The organism is Nocardioides furvisabuli, assembly GCF_021083185.1.
GTDB classification, from domain to species: Bacteria; Actinomycetota; Actinomycetes; order Propionibacteriales; family Nocardioidaceae; genus Nocardioides; species Nocardioides furvisabuli.
The window spans coordinates 191,523-207,026 of the sequence record NZ_JAIGQB010000005.1; the positions used below are offsets into that span (position 1 = coordinate 191,523).

Sequence of the window (15,504 nt, forward strand, 5' to 3'; positions counted from 1 at the left end):
CCGTGAGCACGCCCCCCCTCGGGCGCGGCCGACCCACCTCCGCCGAGCTGGAGGCGCTGCCGCTGGCGCCGCCCGCGGCGACCGGCCTCGCCGAGGTCGTACGCCGTCGCTACCTGCTCGGCATGCTGGTGCGCAACACCATCAAGTCGCGCTACCAGGGCACGGTGCTGGGCTGGGTGTGGAGCTACCTGCAGCCGGCGATCCGATTCTGCATGTTCTACTTCCTGTTCCAGGTGATGATCGGCCGCGGTGAGGGGACGATCGAGAACTTCGCCATCCACCTGTTCGCCGGCATGGTGATCGTCCACTTCTTCACCGAGACCTTCAACGGCGGCACCCAGTCGCTGGTGCAGAACCGCTCGCTCATCACCAAGCTGCCCGTGCCGCGGGAGATGTTCCCGGTCGCGCGGATGCTGGTGGCCGCCTGGCACACCGTGCCGATGCTGATCATCCTGCTCATCCCGTGCCTGTTCCTCGGCTGGCGTCCCGATGCCGTCGGGATGGCGGCCGCGCTGCTCGGCTTCACCCTCACCGCGGCGCTCGGGCTCGCGCTCGGCCTGCTCTTCAGCGTGGGCAACGTCTTCATGCGCGACATCGGAAAGGTCGCGCAGACGCTCACGCAGTTCGTCACCTTCAGCGTGCCGATGATGTACCCCTTCACGCTGGTGCAGGAGCGCTTCGGCGAGCCGCTCGCGAGCTACTACCTCCTCAACCCGATGGCCGAGGCGGTGCTGCTGATCCAGCGCGGCTTCTGGACCGGCACCACGAGCGACCCGGAGGCCACGGCCGCGGTGCACCTGCCCGACCACCTCTTCACCCGTGGCCTGGTCATGACCGGCATCTCGCTGGCCCTCCTCGTGCTGGCCCAGCGGGTCTTCTCCCGCCTCGAGGCGCGGGTGCCGGAGCGCCTCTGATGACGACGATGATCCAGGTGGAGAACGCCACCAAGTCCTTCACGCTGTCCTACCAGCGCTCGCTCAAGCAGACCGTGCTGGCCAAGGCCCGCGGGCGCAAGACCCACGACGTGTTCAACGCCGTCGACGACGTGAGCTTCAAGGTCAGCGAGGGGGAGTCGGTCGGCCTGATGGGGCTCAACGGCTCCGGCAAGTCGACCCTGCTCAAGCTGATCAGCGGCGTGATGCGCCCCGACTCGGGCTCGGTGCTCACCCGCGGGCGGATCGCCGGCCTGATCGCCACCGGCACCGGCTTCGACAACAACCTCAGCGGCCGCGAGAACCTCTACCTCAATGCCGCCATCCTGGGGATGTCGCGAGCCGAGACCGACCGCAAGTTCGACGAGATCGTCGACTTCGCCGACCTGGGCAAGTTCCTCGACACCGACGTCGCCTACTACAGCTCCGGCATGAAGGCCCGCCTCGGCTTCTCGGTCGCGGTCAACGTCGACGCCGACATCTTCATCGCCGACGAGGCGCTGGCGGTGGGGGACCGGCCGTTCAAGCGCAAGTGCAAGAAGCGCATGGACGAGATCGTCTCCTCCGGCGTCACGATGTTCTACGTCTCCCACGCGCCCGGCTCGGTGCGCAACCTCTGCAACCGCGTGCTCGTCATGGAGAGCGGCAGGCTCGGCTTCGACGGTGACGTCGAGGAGGGCATCCGCTACCTCCACTACGACGAGAGCGACGACAACGGCGACGACGACGGCCTCGGCGCCGACATATAGGCCCGTGGCTCGCGACGCTCCCGCTCCCTGCGATGGGGGGCGGGAGTGCTGTTCTCGGCGCGTCGTCGACCGTTTCGTGCCACGATCAGTCAGAATTACACGCATGTAACGGCGTGTCGAGTGGAAATTACACCGTTGTAGTTACTCAGAAACTCTTCCGTGACTGGTGTGACTGGTGTGAACTTCTGCCTTGTGTGACCTTCCCCCACACAGGAGTAGAGATTCCCATGCGCCCTCTTCAGGCACGTCTCGTCACCCTCTGCCAGCAGGTGCTGGCCCTGGGTGTCGTCCTCGTCGTCCTCACCCCGGCCTCCGGTGTGGTGTCGCTCGACATCGTCGGTGAGCACCCCTCGCAGACCGCCCCGGACGCCTCGGCCGCGCTGGTGTCGGCCACCGTGCCGACCTCCGCGGTCACGCCCGAGGTGACCGAGGTGCCGCTGACGGGCGCAGCCGGTGGGTTCTCCGGCCTGAAGGGCCGCACGGTCGCCGGCAGCCCCACCACGGCTCGCGTGCAGAGCACCCCGCAGCCGGTCACCGGCTTCGCGGCCGTCGGCGTCACCTGGGAGCACGGGGAGGACCTCGAGGAGGACCAGATCTCGCTCAAGGTGCGCACCCGCACCGGCGAGGAGTGGAGCGCCTGGGAGGACCTCGAGTACCACGACGAGCACGGCCCCGACGCCGACAGCGCCGAGGGGCGCGCGTCGCGTCCCGGCACCGAGCCGATGTTCGTCGGCGACGTCGACGACGTCCAGGTCGAGGCGAGCACGGACGGCGCGACCCTGCCCGACGACCTCTCGCTCGCGCTGGTCGACCCCGGGACGGCCCCGGGCAGCGAGACCGAGGCGCCGGCCCAGCAGTCGGCCCCGCAGGAGACCGGTGACGACCCCACGGCCGCCTACGAGCAGGACTTCGCCGACCAGGACGAGCTGATGCAGTCCGAGGGCCTCAGCCTGCGGGCGGCGTACGCCACGAAGGTCGCCGCGCAGCCCACGATCTTCTCCCGCGCCCAGTGGGGTGCCGACGAGAGCATCCGCGACAAGCGCGCGCTGCGCTACGGCTCCATCAGCGCCGGGTTCGTGCACCACACCGTGAACGCCAACGACTACACCGAGGCCCAGGTGCCGGCGATCCTGCGCAGCATCTACGCCTACCACGTGAAGTCCCGCGGCTGGAGCGACATCGGCTACAACTTCCTCGTCGACCGGTTCGGCCGGATCTGGGAGGGCCGCTTCGGCGGCATCGACAAGCCCGTCGTCGGCGCCCACACGCTCAACTACAACGACTACGCCTTCGCGATGTCGGCCATCGGCAACTTCGACACCGTGCAGCCGCCGGACGTGATGCTGCGGGCCTACGGCGCCCTGTTCGCCTGGAAGCTCTCCCTGCACGGCGTGAACCCCGCGTCCGTGTCGCAGAAGGTCGGTCGCTCGACCTTCCCGGCCATCAACGGCCACCGCGACGCAGGCTCGACCGCCTGCCCGGGCCGCTACCTCTACGCCAAGCTCCCGCTCATCCGGCAGTACGCCAGCAGCGCGGCCCCGGTCACCCCGACTCCTCCGACCGTGCAGCCCGTCGCGGTGTCCGCGCCTGCCCCGCAGAACAACCTCGACGCCTCGCCCTACCCCGACCTCGTCGTGCGCCGCGCCTCCGACGGGCGCGGCCTGATGATCCCCACCGGCGGCCTGACGTCGTTCCAGAAGCGGACCGTGGTCGGCAGGAGCGGCTGGAACAAGCGCGCCGACGTCCTGGTCTCACCCGACCTCACCGGCGACGGCCGGGCCGACCTGGTGACCGTGGACCGATCCGGGATCGTGCGTGTCCGGGCCGGCAAGGGCAACGGGAAGTTCGGTGCCACCACCAAGAAGATGTCGCTGCGCGGCTACTCGCTCATCACCGCGGTCGGCGACATCAACGGTGACGGCCGCAACGACCTGGTCGCCCGTTTCAAGGGTCGCCTCACCACGCTCCTGGCCACCGGTCGCGGCGGCTTCGACCGCAAGGTCACCCGCAAGGGCTACAGCGGCTACCGCCAGCTCATCGGCGCCGGGGACCTCAACGGCGACGGGCGCGCCGACCTGCTGCTGCGCACCAGGAACCGGCTCTTCCTGCAGACCGGCTACGGCACCGGACGCTTCGCCCCGCCGCAGCGCGTGGCCGGCAGGTGGAGCGGCTACAACCGCCTCGTCGCCGGTGACTTCAACGGTGACGGCACCTCCGACCTCGTGGCCCGCACCAGCGCCGGCAAGATGCTGATGCTGCCGGGCCGCGGCGACGGGTCGTACGGCGCCGGACGGGGCCCGGCCTCGAACCTCAAGAGCATGCGCTGGATCACCGGCACCAACCTGGTCGGCGGCCAGGGTGCGGACCTGATCGGCGTTGCGGGCAAGCAGCTCGTGGTCGTCGCCAACCGGGACACCTTCGAGCTCGGCGCCCCGGTGGACACCGGTGTCTCCTTCGCCGGCCTCGACATGCTGCTCAACGCCGGCGACGTCAACCGCGACGGTGCCGGAGACGTGCTGGGCCGCGACACCTCCGGCCAGCTGCTGCTCTTCGCGGGCAACGGCACGGGCGCCCTGGCGCCGGGCCGCGTGCTCGGTGCGGGCTGGGGCGCCGTCTCCGGCCTGACCGCGGTCGGCGACGTGACCGGGGACGGCAACCCGGACCTGGTGGGTACCACGGGCGGCACCCTCGCGGTGTGGCGCGGCAACGGGTCGGGCTTCGACGCCGCCGTGCCGGTCAAGGGAGGCGTGCCGATGCCCGCCGGGCTGCCCTCGGACCTCTCGGGCTTCGACTGGGTCCTCGGCGTCCAGCCGATGACGCTCAAGGGCAAGAGCGACTACGTCGTGCGTGAGCGCGCCAGCGGCATGGTCTACGTCTACAGCGGTCGCCGCTCGGGCGTCTCGACCCCGCGCGTGCTGGGCGAGGGACTGGGGGCCTTCGACCTGGCCGGGTGATCAGCCGGCGCGACCAGAGCAGCGCAGTCAGGCCCGCGCGGTCGCCCGTTCGGCGTCGAAGACGTCGTCGAGGCGGTCCGGGTCGGGATTGCGGACGAGGACCAGCGAGCCTCCCCTTCGGAGGGGCTCGGTGAGGGTGGCCGTTCCTGGTGGGGAAGCCGGGTCGGCCACCGACAGAAGACGGCCGCCGTCGGTGAGTGCACTCCCGACGGCGGCCGTCAGGTCGTGCAGCCCGTCCTGGGTGAGGGTGTCGGTGGCGAGGTCGTCCCCGGTGGGCGGGTCCCAGGCCGTGAACCCGTCGGGCTGCGACCAGATCTCGACCCCGACATCCAGGACGCCCGGCGGGAGCGGCTCGGCGAACCGGACGCCCAGCGGGCGCAGGCTGCACGCCAGGACAGGCAGCGCCGACGCGCGGGGGCTCCAGGTGTCCAGGCCGTCAGGCCCGCACACGACCGCATCGGGCTCGTCGGACGTCGTCACCCTCAGCCCGACCGTCCAGGCCGCGCCGAGGAACACCGTCGAGAGCCAGTGCGGCGGCAGGTCGATGCGCAGGGACATGCCCCGCTCGAGGTCGGCCACGTCGACGAGCAGGCCGGACGCCTTGGCCACCCAGTTGGCGTACGTCGTCACCGACAGCTCGACGCGCTCGTCGGTGGCGTGGTCGTAGAAGGTGACCAGGGGCCGACCGGGATCGCGCCGGAGCTGGGCGCCGAGCGTCTCGGCGAAGGTGGGCACGCAGCCGGCTCAGACCGCGTTGGGCTCGGGGGAGTCCATGTAGGGGTAGTCGGTCATGAAGGTGTCGAGGGCGGCACCGCTGAGGTCCGAGCAGTACTGCCACACGCCGACCGCCTTGGACGGGTCGGTCTCGCCGACGCCGCCGACGGACCAGTGGGTCAGGGCGACGTGCTGGTCGTCGGGGAAGGGCTCGCCGTCCTCGGACGTCCACGGCACGGCCTTGAACTTGTCGCGGTAGTTGGTGGTGCCCTGGAGCTTCGAGGCGATGCCGCGCAGCTGGTCCATCTTGTCCGAGTCGCCGGCGATGGTCTCGTCGTACCAGAGGACGGTGAAGCCGTGCTCGAGGTTGTGCACGAGCTCGCCGAGCTCGGGACGGTCCGAGGCGGTGTAGAGCTTGCGGTCCATGCTGTCCCACAGGTTCCAGTGGGTGCCGAAGGCCGGCGGGGAGTCCGGGTAGGTCATCGGCGTGCCGACGTCCACGTGGTCCTGGTTGCCCTCGGCGGGCTTGGTGGTGACCTCCTGGCACACCGAGGCCTCGGCGCCGATCTCGCTCAGCGAGTCGGAGGAGAACGCGCGCAGGTCGTACCAGTCCTTGACCGGCTTGAACGCGGCGGCGCCGACGATGAGCACGGCGACCAGGACGCACACGCCGACGATCGCCATGCCACGACGGTTCTCGCCGCGAGCCTGCTGGGAACGGATGGAGTCGATGACCGCCTGACGGTCGGTCTTCTTTGCCTGCTTGGCCACGGTGCTCGGTGTCTCTCGGTCGGTGGACGACGGACTGCGCTGGCAGAGTCTACGTAGTCCGCGGTGATCCGTCGTACACGCCGTCGGATCCGGCCCGCTCCCAGTCCTCCGTGCGCCACCCGTGGGCGAAGCAGACAGCCGCGACGGCGGTGCGGTCGGCCGCGTCGGGGAGTCGCCCGATGGCCGTCGCGAGCTCGTGGGCGTCGGCGGGTGCGCCGAAGGGCGCGCGGTCCGCGTCGTCCCCGGCCAGGGCACGTACGACGGCCTCGCGCGCACCCCAGCCGAAGAGGTCCGCGCCGTCGGGGCGCACCAGCGCGGCGGCGCCGGTCCCGTCCTCGCCGGGCGCCAGCACCAGGTCGGCGCGGCCGCGCACCACGGCGAGCGGACGGCCGGCGAGCTTGCCCTGCGCCAGCTCGGCGGCACCGGCGAGCTCGTCGGCGACTGCGGGGAGGGTGACGGCGAGGGGGTTGCCGTGCGGGTCGGTGCGTCCCGCGAAGTCCTCGGCCACCACGAGGCCGGCGGCCCCGATGGCCAGGTCGGTCTGGCCCTCGCGCCAGGCCCTGCCGGCGGTGTCGGTGATGACGACGGCCACGTTGACGCCGGCGCGGTCACGGATCTCGCGACGCATGGCACGGGCCGAGGCGTCGGGGTCCAGCGGCAGCAGCACGAGGGAGCCCGCGGCGACGTTGGAGGCATCGACGCCGGCCGCCGCCATGGTGAGGCCCAGGCGGTGCCGCACGATGCGGGTCGCGCCTCGACGGGCGACCAGGCGCACCGACTCCTCGTCGATCGCCTCCTCGCGCCCGCCCCTCCGGGTGCGACCCTCGGCCTTGCTCACCACCTTGCTGGTCACGCAGACCACGTCGCCGTCCGTGAGGTCCGCGCCGCCCTGGAGGGCACCCAGCAGCAGGCCGGCCAGGTCGTCGCCGGCCTGCACCTCGGGGAGGCCGTCGGGGGCCCAGACCTCGAGGCGACTCACACGTTGCCCGGCACGAGCGCCACGGCCGCCGCCGCCATCGCCGCGGTCGCGTCGTGGTCGGTCATCATCAGCGGAACCGCGCGCGCCGCGATGCCGGCCTCCTCCAGCCGGGGGAGCTGGTCGGCGTCGCGGCTGTCGACCAGCCACCCGTCGAGGACGCCGCCGCGCGAGCGCGCGCCGTAGTGGATGCCGACCGCCGCCGCGCTGACCTCCACGCCGATGCTGGTGAGCAGCTGCCGGGCCATGCCGTGCACGTGGGAGGCGCCGACGATGGGGGACAGGCCCACGACCGGGGCGGCGGTGGCGCGCACGGCGTCACGGATCCCGGGGACGCCGAGGATCGTGCCGACCGACACGACCGGGTTGGACGGTGGCAGCACCACGAGGTCGGCGCCGGCAATGGCGTCGAGCACCCCGGGGCCGGGCGTGGAGGAGTCCTGCCCCACGACGAGGACCGCCTCCGCGGGCACCTCGGCGCGCAGCCGCACCCAGTACTCCTGGAAGTGCACGACGCGGCGCCCGCTGGCGCTGTCGGGGTCGGCGATCGCGACGTGCGTCTCGACCCGGTCGTCGCTCATCGGCAGCAGCCGGACCCGGTCGCCGTGGAGCGGCTCGAGCCAGCGGCGCGACAGCGCCTCGGTGACCTGCGAGAGGCCGAAGCCGGCCTCGAGCATCTGGGTCCGCACCAGGTGGGTGGCGATGTCGCGGTCGCCGAGGCCGAACCACGTCGGCTCCACGCCGTACGCCTCCAGCTCGGTCTTCGCGCTCCACGTCTCCTCGCTGCGACCCCATCCGCGCTCGACGTCGATGCCCTCCCCGAGGGTGTACATCACGGTGTCGAGGTCGGGGCAGACCTTCAGGCCGTGGATCCACCAGTCGTCGGCGGTGTTGGCCACGACGGTGACGTGCGTGTCGGCGCTCGCGCCGGGCACGGCGCCGGTGCGCAGGCCGTGGAGCAGGCCCTGGACGAACCTCGCCCCCCCGACGCCTCCCGAGAGGACGGTGACACGGCGGAGCGGTGTGGCAGTCGGGGACGGTGATGATGGCATAGGAGCAGCCTGCCGGAAGGCGAACGGGTATATCAGATCCGGGCTTGACTTACGGGAACGACAGGCATGTAATTCCCACAGTGTCATTGGGTTGTTCGTAGCCGGGTCGAAAGGGCTTACCACCATGAGAGCAGAACTGTTTCTTCTCGAACCCGAGGGCGAAGAGCTCGGGTGGCAGGACCGCGCCCTGTGCGCGCAGACCGACCCCGAGGCGTTCTTCCCCGAGAAGGGCGGTTCGACCCGGGAGGCCAAGAAGGTCTGCCTGACGTGCGAGGTGCGTGACGACTGCCTCGAGTCCGCCCTGATGAACGACGAGCGCTTCGGGATCTGGGGCGGCTTGTCCGAGCGCGAGCGTCGCAAGCTCAAGAAGCGCGCGGTCTGACCGAGCGCCTCCACGCCGTTTTCGGACGGTCCGGAGCGCCTCGCTAAGGTGCTCCGGTGTCTGTCACCGCGCTTCTCGTCTGCCATGACGGGGCGAGGTGGCTCCCAGCAGTTCTCGCTGGTCTGACCGGGCAGACCCTCCGGGTGGACCGCGTCGCGGTGGTCGACACCACCAGCCGCGACGACAGCCTCGAACTGGTGCGCGACGGCCTCGCCGACACTGGTCTGGACAGCTCGTCGATCGTCGTGGACGTCGTCCCGGGCTCCACCAGCTATCCCGCCGCCGTGCGGCACGGCCTCGGCCTGGCGCCGGGTCTCGCGGCGGACGGTGACGACGAGTGGGTCTGGCTGCTCCACGACGACAGCAACCCCGCCCCCACGGCGCTGGCCGAGCTGCTGGCCGCGGCCGAGGAGCACCCCGACGCCGCGATCCTCGGCCCGAAGCTGCGCGAGTGGCCCTCGCTGCGCCGGCTGCTCGAGGTCGGCCTGACCATCACCGGCACCGGCCACCGCGAGACCGGTCTGGAGCGGGGCGAGTACGACCAGGGCCAGCACGACGCCGTGCGCGAGGTGCTCGCGGTCAACACCGCCGGCATGCTGGTGCGACGCGACGTGCTCGAGTCGCTGGGCGGGCTCGACGAGGAGCTGCCGATCTTCGGCAACGACATCGACTTCGGCTGGCGCGCGGCCCTCGCCGGCCACCGCACGCTCGTGGTGCCGCAGGCGGTCGTCTTCCACGCCGAGGCCGCGCACCGCGGCGTACGCCGCACCCCGCTGACCGGTCGCCACACCCACTACCAGGAGCGCCGAGCCGCGCTCTTCACCTCGCTGGCCAACGTGTCGTCGCGCGGCTTCGCCTGGCAGTACGTCCGGCTCTTCCTGGGCTCGCTGCTGCGCGTCGTGGGCTACCTCGGGGTGCGCTCGGTCGGGGAGGCCCTCGACGAGCTGGCCGCGGTGCTCTCGGTGCACGGTCGGCCGCGGCAGGTGCTGGCCGCTCGCCGCCAGCGCGCCGAGCGCCGCGTGGGGGAGCCGGCGGACGTACGCCGCCTCCTGGCCCCGGCGTGGCTGCCCTACCGCCACGGCCTCGACTTCGTCGCCGACCTCGCGTCCGCGGCCACCAGCCAGGCGGCCGACGTCGCCGAGCGACGACGTCTCGCGCAGGCCCCCGGCGAGCAGGCAGCCCGGGACCAGCGGCGCGGTCCGGTCGAGGACGACGAGGACGCCTACCTCACCGACACCGGCATGGTCGCCCGCTTCTTCACCAACCCGGTCGCGGTCGTGCTGGTGCTCTTCGGCGTGCTGGCGATCCTCGCCGGGCGCGAGGCGTTCGGCTCGATCACCGGCGGCGCGCTCTCGCCGGTCCCGGAGTCGGCGGGGGACTGGTGGCGACTGCACACCACCGCGTGGCACCCGCTCGGCACCGGCACCGACGTCCCCGCACCTGCCTACGTCCTGCCCTTCGCCCTGGCCGCGTCGCTCCTCCTGGGCAGCACCGGCGCGGTGGTGTCAGGACTGATGCTGCTCGCGGTGCCGTTCTCGGCATGGGGTGCCTGGCGCCTCCTCGAGGTCGTGGGCCGCCTCGTCGACCCGCGCGGCCTCCCGCGCTGGCTCGTGGTCTGGGGCGCGCTGACCTACGCGCTGGTCCCGGTCACGTCAGGCGCCTGGGGCGAGGGCCGCTTCGGCACCGTCGCGGTCGCGGCGCTGCTGCCGTGGGCCGCGCACGCCGCGCTGGGCTTCGTCGACCCCGACCGCGACCGCCGCTGGCGCGCCGCGTGGCGCACGGCACTCCTGCTCGCCCTCGGTGCCGCCTTCGTGCCGGGCCTGTGGCTCTTCGCGCTGCTGGCCACCGCGGTCGTGCTCGGCGCGGCCGCCGTCATCTCGCCGCGACTGCTGCGCGAGCGCGACAGCTGGGGACCGCCCGTGACCGCCGTGGCCGCGACGCCGCTGCTGCTCGCCCCGTGGCTGCTGCCGCTGCTGACGACGGGCGCCGGCTCCGGCCTGCTCCTCGAGGCTGGTCGGCTGACGGTCGACCAGGTCACCTTCGGTGGGCTGCTGACCGGCAGGCTCAACGACTTCGGCGCGCCCGACTGGCTCGGCATCGTGCTGGGGGTCCTGGCCGTCGCTGCCCTGCTCCCGCGGAGCACGCGCGTGCCGGTGGTGATCTGCTGGCTCGTCGCGCTCGCCGCGGCGCTGGTGTCGGGGGTGCTGTCCCACGTCTCGCTCGACCTGCCGTCGGTGACCACGCGCCCCAGCCTCGGTCTGTTCGTGGTGATCCTCCAGGGCACCGCGATCGTCGCGGTCGCGCTGGGCGCGGACGCCTACCTGCGCCGGCTCGAGGAGCACCACCCGGCCTGGCAGCGCGGCGTCGCCGCCGCCCTGGCCGTGGTGGCGGCCGCCGTGCCGCTCGGCGCGCTCGGCTGGTGGCTGACCACCCCCGACAACGCGATGGCACGCGACGACGAGACGACCGTGCCGGTCTACATGCAGCAGAGCTCCCTGCTCGGTCCGGAGCACGGTGTGCTCGTGGTCGACGGGTCCGTGGAGGACGGCATCACCTACCGCATCCGCCGTGAGGACGGCACGACCGTCGGCGAGGACGAGGTCCTCACGCTCGCCGAGGAGGACGACGACCTGACCGGGGAGGTGCGGGCGCTCGTGTCGGCTCCCACCCCGGGCGTGGTCGCCGCGCTCGGTGACCGCGGCGTCGAGTACGTCGTGCTCGCCTCGCCCGCGGACGGGCGCATCTCGGCCCGACTCGACGCCACGGCGGGCCTCGAGCAGGCCAGCGCCGAGGACCGCAGCACCCGCGCCTGGCGCGTGGACCGCCCCCTCGACGCGGCTGCGCTCGACGGTCCCGAGCCGTGGTGGCGCACCGCGCTGCTGGTCGTCCAGGCACTGGCGGTCCTCGCTGCGATCGTCCTGGCCGCGCCCACGGTGCGCCAGCGCAGGGAGGGAGGCAGCCGTGACTGACGCACCCACGGCCGGTCGGCGCCGCGTCGCCGATGCCGCCGGCCGACGTCCCTCGCCCCTGACCCTCCTGGCGGTGGCGATCCCGCTGCTGACCGTCGCGGCGCTGGCCCTCGTCCGGCCTGCTGTGGAGCCGTCGACGGCGTACGCCCCCTCCGACGCGCCGCTCGACCGCTCGACCGCGGTGTGCCCCGCGCGCCTGCCCGGGACGGACGAGGTGCGCGTGGGCAGCGCGTCCCTCGCCTCCGGCGACCTCGCCGTGCGGGTCGGGCGCGAGGAGCGCACGCTCACCCTGGACAACGGTGTGGCGGCCCTCGAGGAGCGCGCCCCGGTCGTCGTGGACGGTGCCGGCGAGCTCGCCTCCGGTCTCGTCGTCGGGCGCTCCGGCGCCGGGTCGGCGGTGGCCTGCGACCAGCCCGCGCCCGAGCGCTGGTTCACCGGCCTGGGCGCCTCCGCGGAGCACACCTCCACCCTGACGCTGGTCAATCCCGACAGGGGCCCGGCCGTCGCTGACGTCACCGTCTGGGACGGCAGCGGGGTCGTGGACGTGCCGGCGCTGCGCGGCGTGCGGGTGCCGGGCGGTCGGTCGGTGTCCTTCGACCTCGCCGAGGTCACCCCGAACCGCGACGCCCTCGCCGCCCGGGTCCTCGTCTCGCGCGGACGACTCTCCGCCAGCGTCGTCGACGTGCTCGACCCGGTGGGCACCGACCCGGCCGTGCGCGAGTGGCTTCCGGCGCAGGCCTCTCCCGCCGCGACGTCGTACGTCGTCGGGGTGCAGGCCGCGGCCGCCGACCGGACCCTCACGCTGGCCAACCCCGGGGACAGCGAGGTCCGGGTCGCGCTCAGGCTGGTGAGCGGCGAGAGCGAGTTCGCCCCCTCCGGCGTCGAGGAGGTGACCCTCGCCCCGGCGACGGTGACCGAGGTCGACCTCGCCGGGGTGCTGCGCGGCCCGGCCGCCGAGGGGGTGCAGGCGCTGCGGCTCGACGCCACCGGCCCGGTGACCGCCGCGCTGCGGACCCGGACCGCCGCCGACCTCGCCTTCGCCGTGGCCGGCCCGGTCGTCGAGGGGGATGCCGCCGTGGCGCTGCCGGCCGGCTCCAAGCGCGTCCTCGTCGCCGGTGCGGATGCGTCGGGTGTCGTCGTGCTCCGGGCGTGGGACGCCGACGGCGATCCCGTCGTCCGCGGGCGGCGCGTCGAGGTCGAGCCGGCCACCGCCGCGCGGCTCCGGCTGCCCGACGAGGCGGTGCTGGCCGTGGTGCGGGTCGAGCGCACCGGTGCGGTCGTGTCGGTGGAGGTCGACGACCGGGGGCTGTCGGTGCTGCCGCTGTCCACGCTCGTGACGACCGCCCAGGTGCCGGACGTCCGGCCCGCCCAGAGGTAGCTCCCGCTAGTCGGCGTACCTCTCGTCGACCTGCCCGGGGGTGAGGTTCAGCAGCTCGGCGAGCTGCTCGACCACGACGGTGTGCACCATCGCCTCGAGCTCGTCGCGGTCGTTCGCGCGGTGTTCGACGGGGCGGCGGAAGATCACCAACCGGGTCGGGTCCTGGCCCTTGCCGCGCACCAGCGAGGAGAGCGGAACGGTGTCGTCGCCCCAGTCGTCGGGCAGCATCGGGGCGTCCTCGACGGCGTACTCCACCAGCCCGAGGTGGTCCTGCCAGCGCTCGTCGAGCGGGGTGACCACGTCGAGGACGAGCTGGTCGAAGCGCTGTCGGTCGGTGCGCAGTGCCGGCGTCCCCGGAACAGCGGGCATCACCCCGGGGCCGCGCATCCCACGGCCACGCCGGTCGCGGGTGCGGCGCGGTCGGTCGGGGCGGGTGGGGCTGACGTGGTCCACGCCGCGAGCCTAAGCGCCGCACGTGCGTGCGGCGGGTAGCGTCGGCGCCGTGAGCCCTGCCCGTCGTTGTTCGCGTACGGCGTGTGGCCGTTCCGCGGTCAACACGCTGACCTACGTGTACGCCGACCAGACCGCCGTCCTCGGGCCGCTGGCGACCTACGCCGAGCCGCACGCCTACGACCTCTGCGACGTGCACAGCGAGCGGCTCTCCGCCCCGCGCGGCTGGGAGGTGTTGCGGCTGGCTCCGGATCCCACGGCACAGGGTCCGAGCAGCGACGACCTGCTGGCGCTGGCCGACGCGGTCCGCGAGGCCGGCCGTCCCGCGCCGGCGCCGGTCCCGCTGCACTCGACCGACGACCCGTCCCGCGGCGCCAAGCGCGGGCACCTGCGTGTCCTGACGTCCACCGACTGACCTAGGATCGTGCGCGTGAACATCGACCCGCAGCTGCTGAGCATCATCGTCTGCCCGGCCTGCCACGGCGCGCTGTCGCCTGCGACGCACGGCGGCGCCGACGAGCTCGTCTGCCAGGGGTGCGGCAACGCCTACCCCGTCCGCGACGACATCCCGGTCCTGCTCGTCGACGAAGCCCGCAAGCCGGCCTGAGACCGGGGTCCTGACGTGGCGACCTGGTTCGACGAGGCCCGTCTCGACGACGACAGCGTGCTGGAGACCGTCGACCTGCGCCTGCGCACCCTGGCCGAGAGCGGCGCCCGGGTGCGTCGGGAGGCCCACGCGGCCGCCGCGGCGACGGCCGAGGCCATCGCCCGGGGCCGCGACGAGGCCCGCCCACGTGCGGTGATCGCCGCCGGCCCCGACTCGCGGCTGCTGCGCGCGGTCCTCGAGCCGTGGTGCCCGGTGCCCTTCGTCGCCTGGCCCAACCCCGGGCTCCCGGGCTGGGCCGGCTCGCTCGACCTGGTCGTGATGCTCGCGCCCGAGGGCAACGACCATGGGTCCGCGTCCGCGGTCGCGGAGGCCGTACGCCGCGGTGCGCAGGTGGCCGTCGCGTGCCCGGAGCGCTCGATGGTGGCCGAGCACGCCGCTGGTCGCCACGTCACGCTGCTGCCGACCGTGACCGGTGACCAGCTCGCCACGGCCGTGGTCATGCTCGACTACCTCGCGCACATCCAGCTCGGCCCCCACGCCGAGGCCGAGTCGGTGGCGGAGTCGCTCGACGAGGTCGCCACCAGCTGCTCGCCGCACCGTGACCTGGCGGTCAACCCGGCCAAGATGCTGGCCATCGCGATGGCCGACACCAACCCGCTCGTGTGGGGCGGGTCCGTGCTCGCCGCCCGTGCCGCTCGTCGCCTCGCGGAGTCGCTGCGACGCACGAGCGGACGCTCGGCGATCGCGGGCGACGCCGAGCACCTGCTGCCCGTGATCGAGGCCACCCGGCCGCACGACACCTTCGCCGACCCCTTCTCCGACGAGCAGGCCGACCTGCGCCCTCTGCTGCTGGTGCTCGACGACCGCGCCGACGACCCGGTGGTCCGCGAGCAAGCGGGCGAGCTGCGGGCCGCGGCCGCGCGCCACGGCGTACGCGTCGAGACCCTCGAGACCCACGCCGATGCCGAGGTCGCGCGCTACGCCTCGCTGCTGCTGACCGGCACCTACGCAGCGGAGTACCTCCGCGTCGGGCTGGTCGACGACTAGGCCGGCTCGGGCTCTGTCGGCGTCGACAGCCTCGGCTCAGGCTCAGGCTCAGGCTCGTGGCCGGGTGCCGTCGGGTGCCTGCTGGTCGACGTCGATCCACACCTCGGTGAGCTCGGCGAGGAGCCCGTCCCGGACGGTGGCGAAGCTGGCGACGGCGAAGACCCGGTCGCTGCCGTCGGGCCCGGTCCCGGTCCCGGTCACCCTCGCTCGGAGGATGCCCCGGTCGTCGGCGGCGACCAGGTCTTCGACGTGCATGTGCTGGAAGCCCGGGTAGTCGGCGTTCAGCCTGACCCACCCGTCGCGGTCGAAGACCTCGCCGGTGTGGACCAGCCGACAGGTGAAGTCGGGGTGCAGGAGGTCCGGCAGCCCAGCCCAGTCGTGGGCGTCGATGACCTCGGCGAGGCGGGCGAGGAGGGCGGTGGTGTCCATGCAATGAGTGTCGCGCGGGGGACCGACAGTGGTCGGTGGTCACGACTCGAGGCAGAGCTCGTTGCCGCCGGGACTTCACGAAGGAAGGCATGAG

15 protein-coding genes are annotated in these 15,504 nt (G+C 73.1%); 9 read left to right on the top strand and 6 right to left on the bottom strand.

What is annotated here, in order from left to right; translation table 11 throughout:
* Positions 1 to 2 precede the first annotated feature (2 nt).
* The 3 genes from K4G59_RS11940 (at position 3) to K4G59_RS11950 (ending at position 4,635) form a co-directional block, all read left to right on the top strand.
* Entirely contained in the window at positions 3 to 914 is a 912-nt protein-coding gene (locus K4G59_RS11940) for an ABC transporter permease (RefSeq protein ID WP_231251280.1), read from the top strand.
* A complete protein-coding gene (locus tag K4G59_RS11945) occupies positions 914 to 1,681 on the top strand; it encodes an ABC transporter ATP-binding protein (RefSeq protein ID WP_231251281.1) in 768 nt (255 codons plus the stop codon). The genes K4G59_RS11940 and K4G59_RS11945 overlap by 1 nt, the downstream gene beginning before the upstream one ends.
* Before the next feature lie 227 nt (positions 1,682 to 1,908).
* A complete protein-coding gene (locus K4G59_RS11950) occupies positions 1,909 to 4,635 on the top strand; it encodes an FG-GAP-like repeat-containing protein (RefSeq protein ID WP_231251282.1) in 2,727 nt (908 codons plus the stop codon).
* Between the two features lie 27 nt (positions 4,636 to 4,662).
* Here the strand turns inward: K4G59_RS11950 and K4G59_RS11955 are convergent, their stop codons facing one another.
* Genes K4G59_RS11955 through cofD form a run of 4 tightly spaced genes read right to left on the bottom strand, consistent with a single transcriptional unit; the run spans position 4,663 to position 8,148 of the window.
* Positions 4,663 to 5,370 (bottom strand): TIGR03089 family protein, encoded by a 708-nt coding sequence (locus K4G59_RS11955; RefSeq protein ID WP_231251283.1) that lies wholly within the window; start codon positions 5,368 to 5,370, stop codon positions 4,663 to 4,665.
* 9 nt (positions 5,371 to 5,379) lie between these two features.
* On the bottom strand, positions 5,380 to 6,120 hold the full coding sequence (locus K4G59_RS11960) for a DUF3105 domain-containing protein (protein WP_231251284.1): 741 nt from the start codon (positions 6,118 to 6,120) through the stop codon (positions 5,380 to 5,382).
* A 49-nt stretch (positions 6,121 to 6,169) separates the two neighbouring features.
* A complete protein-coding gene (gene cofE / locus K4G59_RS11965; protein WP_231251285.1) occupies positions 6,170 to 7,099 on the bottom strand; it encodes a coenzyme F420-0:L-glutamate ligase in 930 nt (309 codons plus the stop codon).
* Positions 7,096 to 8,148: a 2-phospho-L-lactate transferase gene (gene cofD / locus K4G59_RS11970; protein ID WP_231251286.1), complete on the bottom strand. Its 1,053-nt coding sequence runs from the start codon at positions 8,146 to 8,148 to the stop codon at positions 7,096 to 7,098. Before cofD ends, cofE begins: the two co-directional genes overlap by 4 nt.
* 124 nt (positions 8,149 to 8,272) lie before the next feature.
* Here cofD and K4G59_RS11975 point away from each other — a divergent pair, with 124 nt between their 5' ends.
* The 3 genes from K4G59_RS11975 to K4G59_RS11985 are packed head-to-tail and all read left to right on the top strand — an operon-like array spanning position 8,273 to position 12,877.
* On the top strand, positions 8,273 to 8,530 hold the full coding sequence (locus K4G59_RS11975) for a WhiB family transcriptional regulator (RefSeq protein WP_091199910.1): 258 nt from the start codon (positions 8,273 to 8,275) through the stop codon (positions 8,528 to 8,530).
* A gap of 56 nt (positions 8,531 to 8,586) precedes the next feature.
* Positions 8,587 to 11,499, top strand: a complete 2,913-nt coding sequence (locus K4G59_RS11980) for a glycosyltransferase family 2 protein (RefSeq protein WP_231251287.1) — start codon at positions 8,587 to 8,589, stop codon at positions 11,497 to 11,499.
* Positions 11,492 to 12,877 carry a DUF5719 family protein gene (locus tag K4G59_RS11985; RefSeq protein ID WP_231251288.1) on the top strand — a complete coding sequence of 462 codons (1,386 nt, stop codon included), beginning with the start codon at positions 11,492 to 11,494 and terminating at the stop codon, positions 12,875 to 12,877. Before K4G59_RS11980 ends, K4G59_RS11985 begins: the two co-directional genes overlap by 8 nt.
* A gap of 6 nt (positions 12,878 to 12,883) precedes the next feature.
* On the opposite strand, the gene K4G59_RS11990 is transcribed toward K4G59_RS11985, so the two are convergent.
* The gene (locus K4G59_RS11990) at positions 12,884 to 13,330 is read right to left on the bottom strand and encodes a metallopeptidase family protein (protein ID WP_231251289.1); all 447 of its coding nucleotides are present in this window, start codon (positions 13,328 to 13,330) and stop codon (positions 12,884 to 12,886) included.
* 49 nt (positions 13,331 to 13,379) lie between these two features.
* Between K4G59_RS11990 and K4G59_RS11995 the strand changes: the two genes are divergently transcribed.
* Genes K4G59_RS11995 through K4G59_RS12005 form a run of 3 tightly spaced genes read left to right on the top strand, consistent with a single transcriptional unit; the run spans position 13,380 to position 14,981 of the window.
* A complete protein-coding gene (locus tag K4G59_RS11995) occupies positions 13,380 to 13,742 on the top strand; it encodes a DUF3499 domain-containing protein (protein ID WP_231251290.1) in 363 nt (120 codons plus the stop codon).
* Positions 13,743 to 13,757: 15 nt separating this feature from the next.
* On the top strand, positions 13,758 to 13,934 hold the full coding sequence (locus K4G59_RS12000; RefSeq protein ID WP_308189393.1) for a Trm112 family protein: 177 nt from the start codon (positions 13,758 to 13,760) through the stop codon (positions 13,932 to 13,934).
* Positions 13,935 to 13,949: 15 nt separating this feature from the next.
* The gene (locus K4G59_RS12005; protein ID WP_231251291.1) at positions 13,950 to 14,981 is read left to right on the top strand and encodes an SIS domain-containing protein; all 1,032 of its coding nucleotides are present in this window, start codon (positions 13,950 to 13,952) and stop codon (positions 14,979 to 14,981) included.
* A 48-nt stretch (positions 14,982 to 15,029) separates the two neighbouring features.
* Here the strand turns inward: K4G59_RS12005 and K4G59_RS12010 are convergent, their stop codons facing one another.
* The gene (locus tag K4G59_RS12010; protein WP_231251292.1) at positions 15,030 to 15,410 is read right to left on the bottom strand and encodes a nuclear transport factor 2 family protein; all 381 of its coding nucleotides are present in this window, start codon (positions 15,408 to 15,410) and stop codon (positions 15,030 to 15,032) included.
* Positions 15,411 to 15,504 lie beyond the last annotated feature (94 nt).

Coding starts and splice junctions, on each gene's coding strand:
- K4G59_RS11945 (WP_231251281.1), top strand. CDS start 914: ATGACGACGATGATCCAGGTGGAGAACGCCACCAAGTCCTTCACGCTG.
- K4G59_RS11950 (WP_231251282.1), top strand. CDS start 1,909: ATGCGCCCTCTTCAGGCACGTCTCGTCACCCTCTGCCAGCAGGTGCTG.
- cofD (WP_231251286.1), bottom strand. CDS start 8,148: ATGCCATCATCACCGTCCCCGACTGCCACACCGCTCCGCCGTGTCACC.
- K4G59_RS11975 (WP_091199910.1), top strand. CDS start 8,273: ATGAGAGCAGAACTGTTTCTTCTCGAACCCGAGGGCGAAGAGCTCGGG.
- K4G59_RS12010 (WP_231251292.1), bottom strand. CDS start 15,410: ATGGACACCACCGCCCTCCTCGCCCGCCTCGCCGAGGTCATCGACGCC.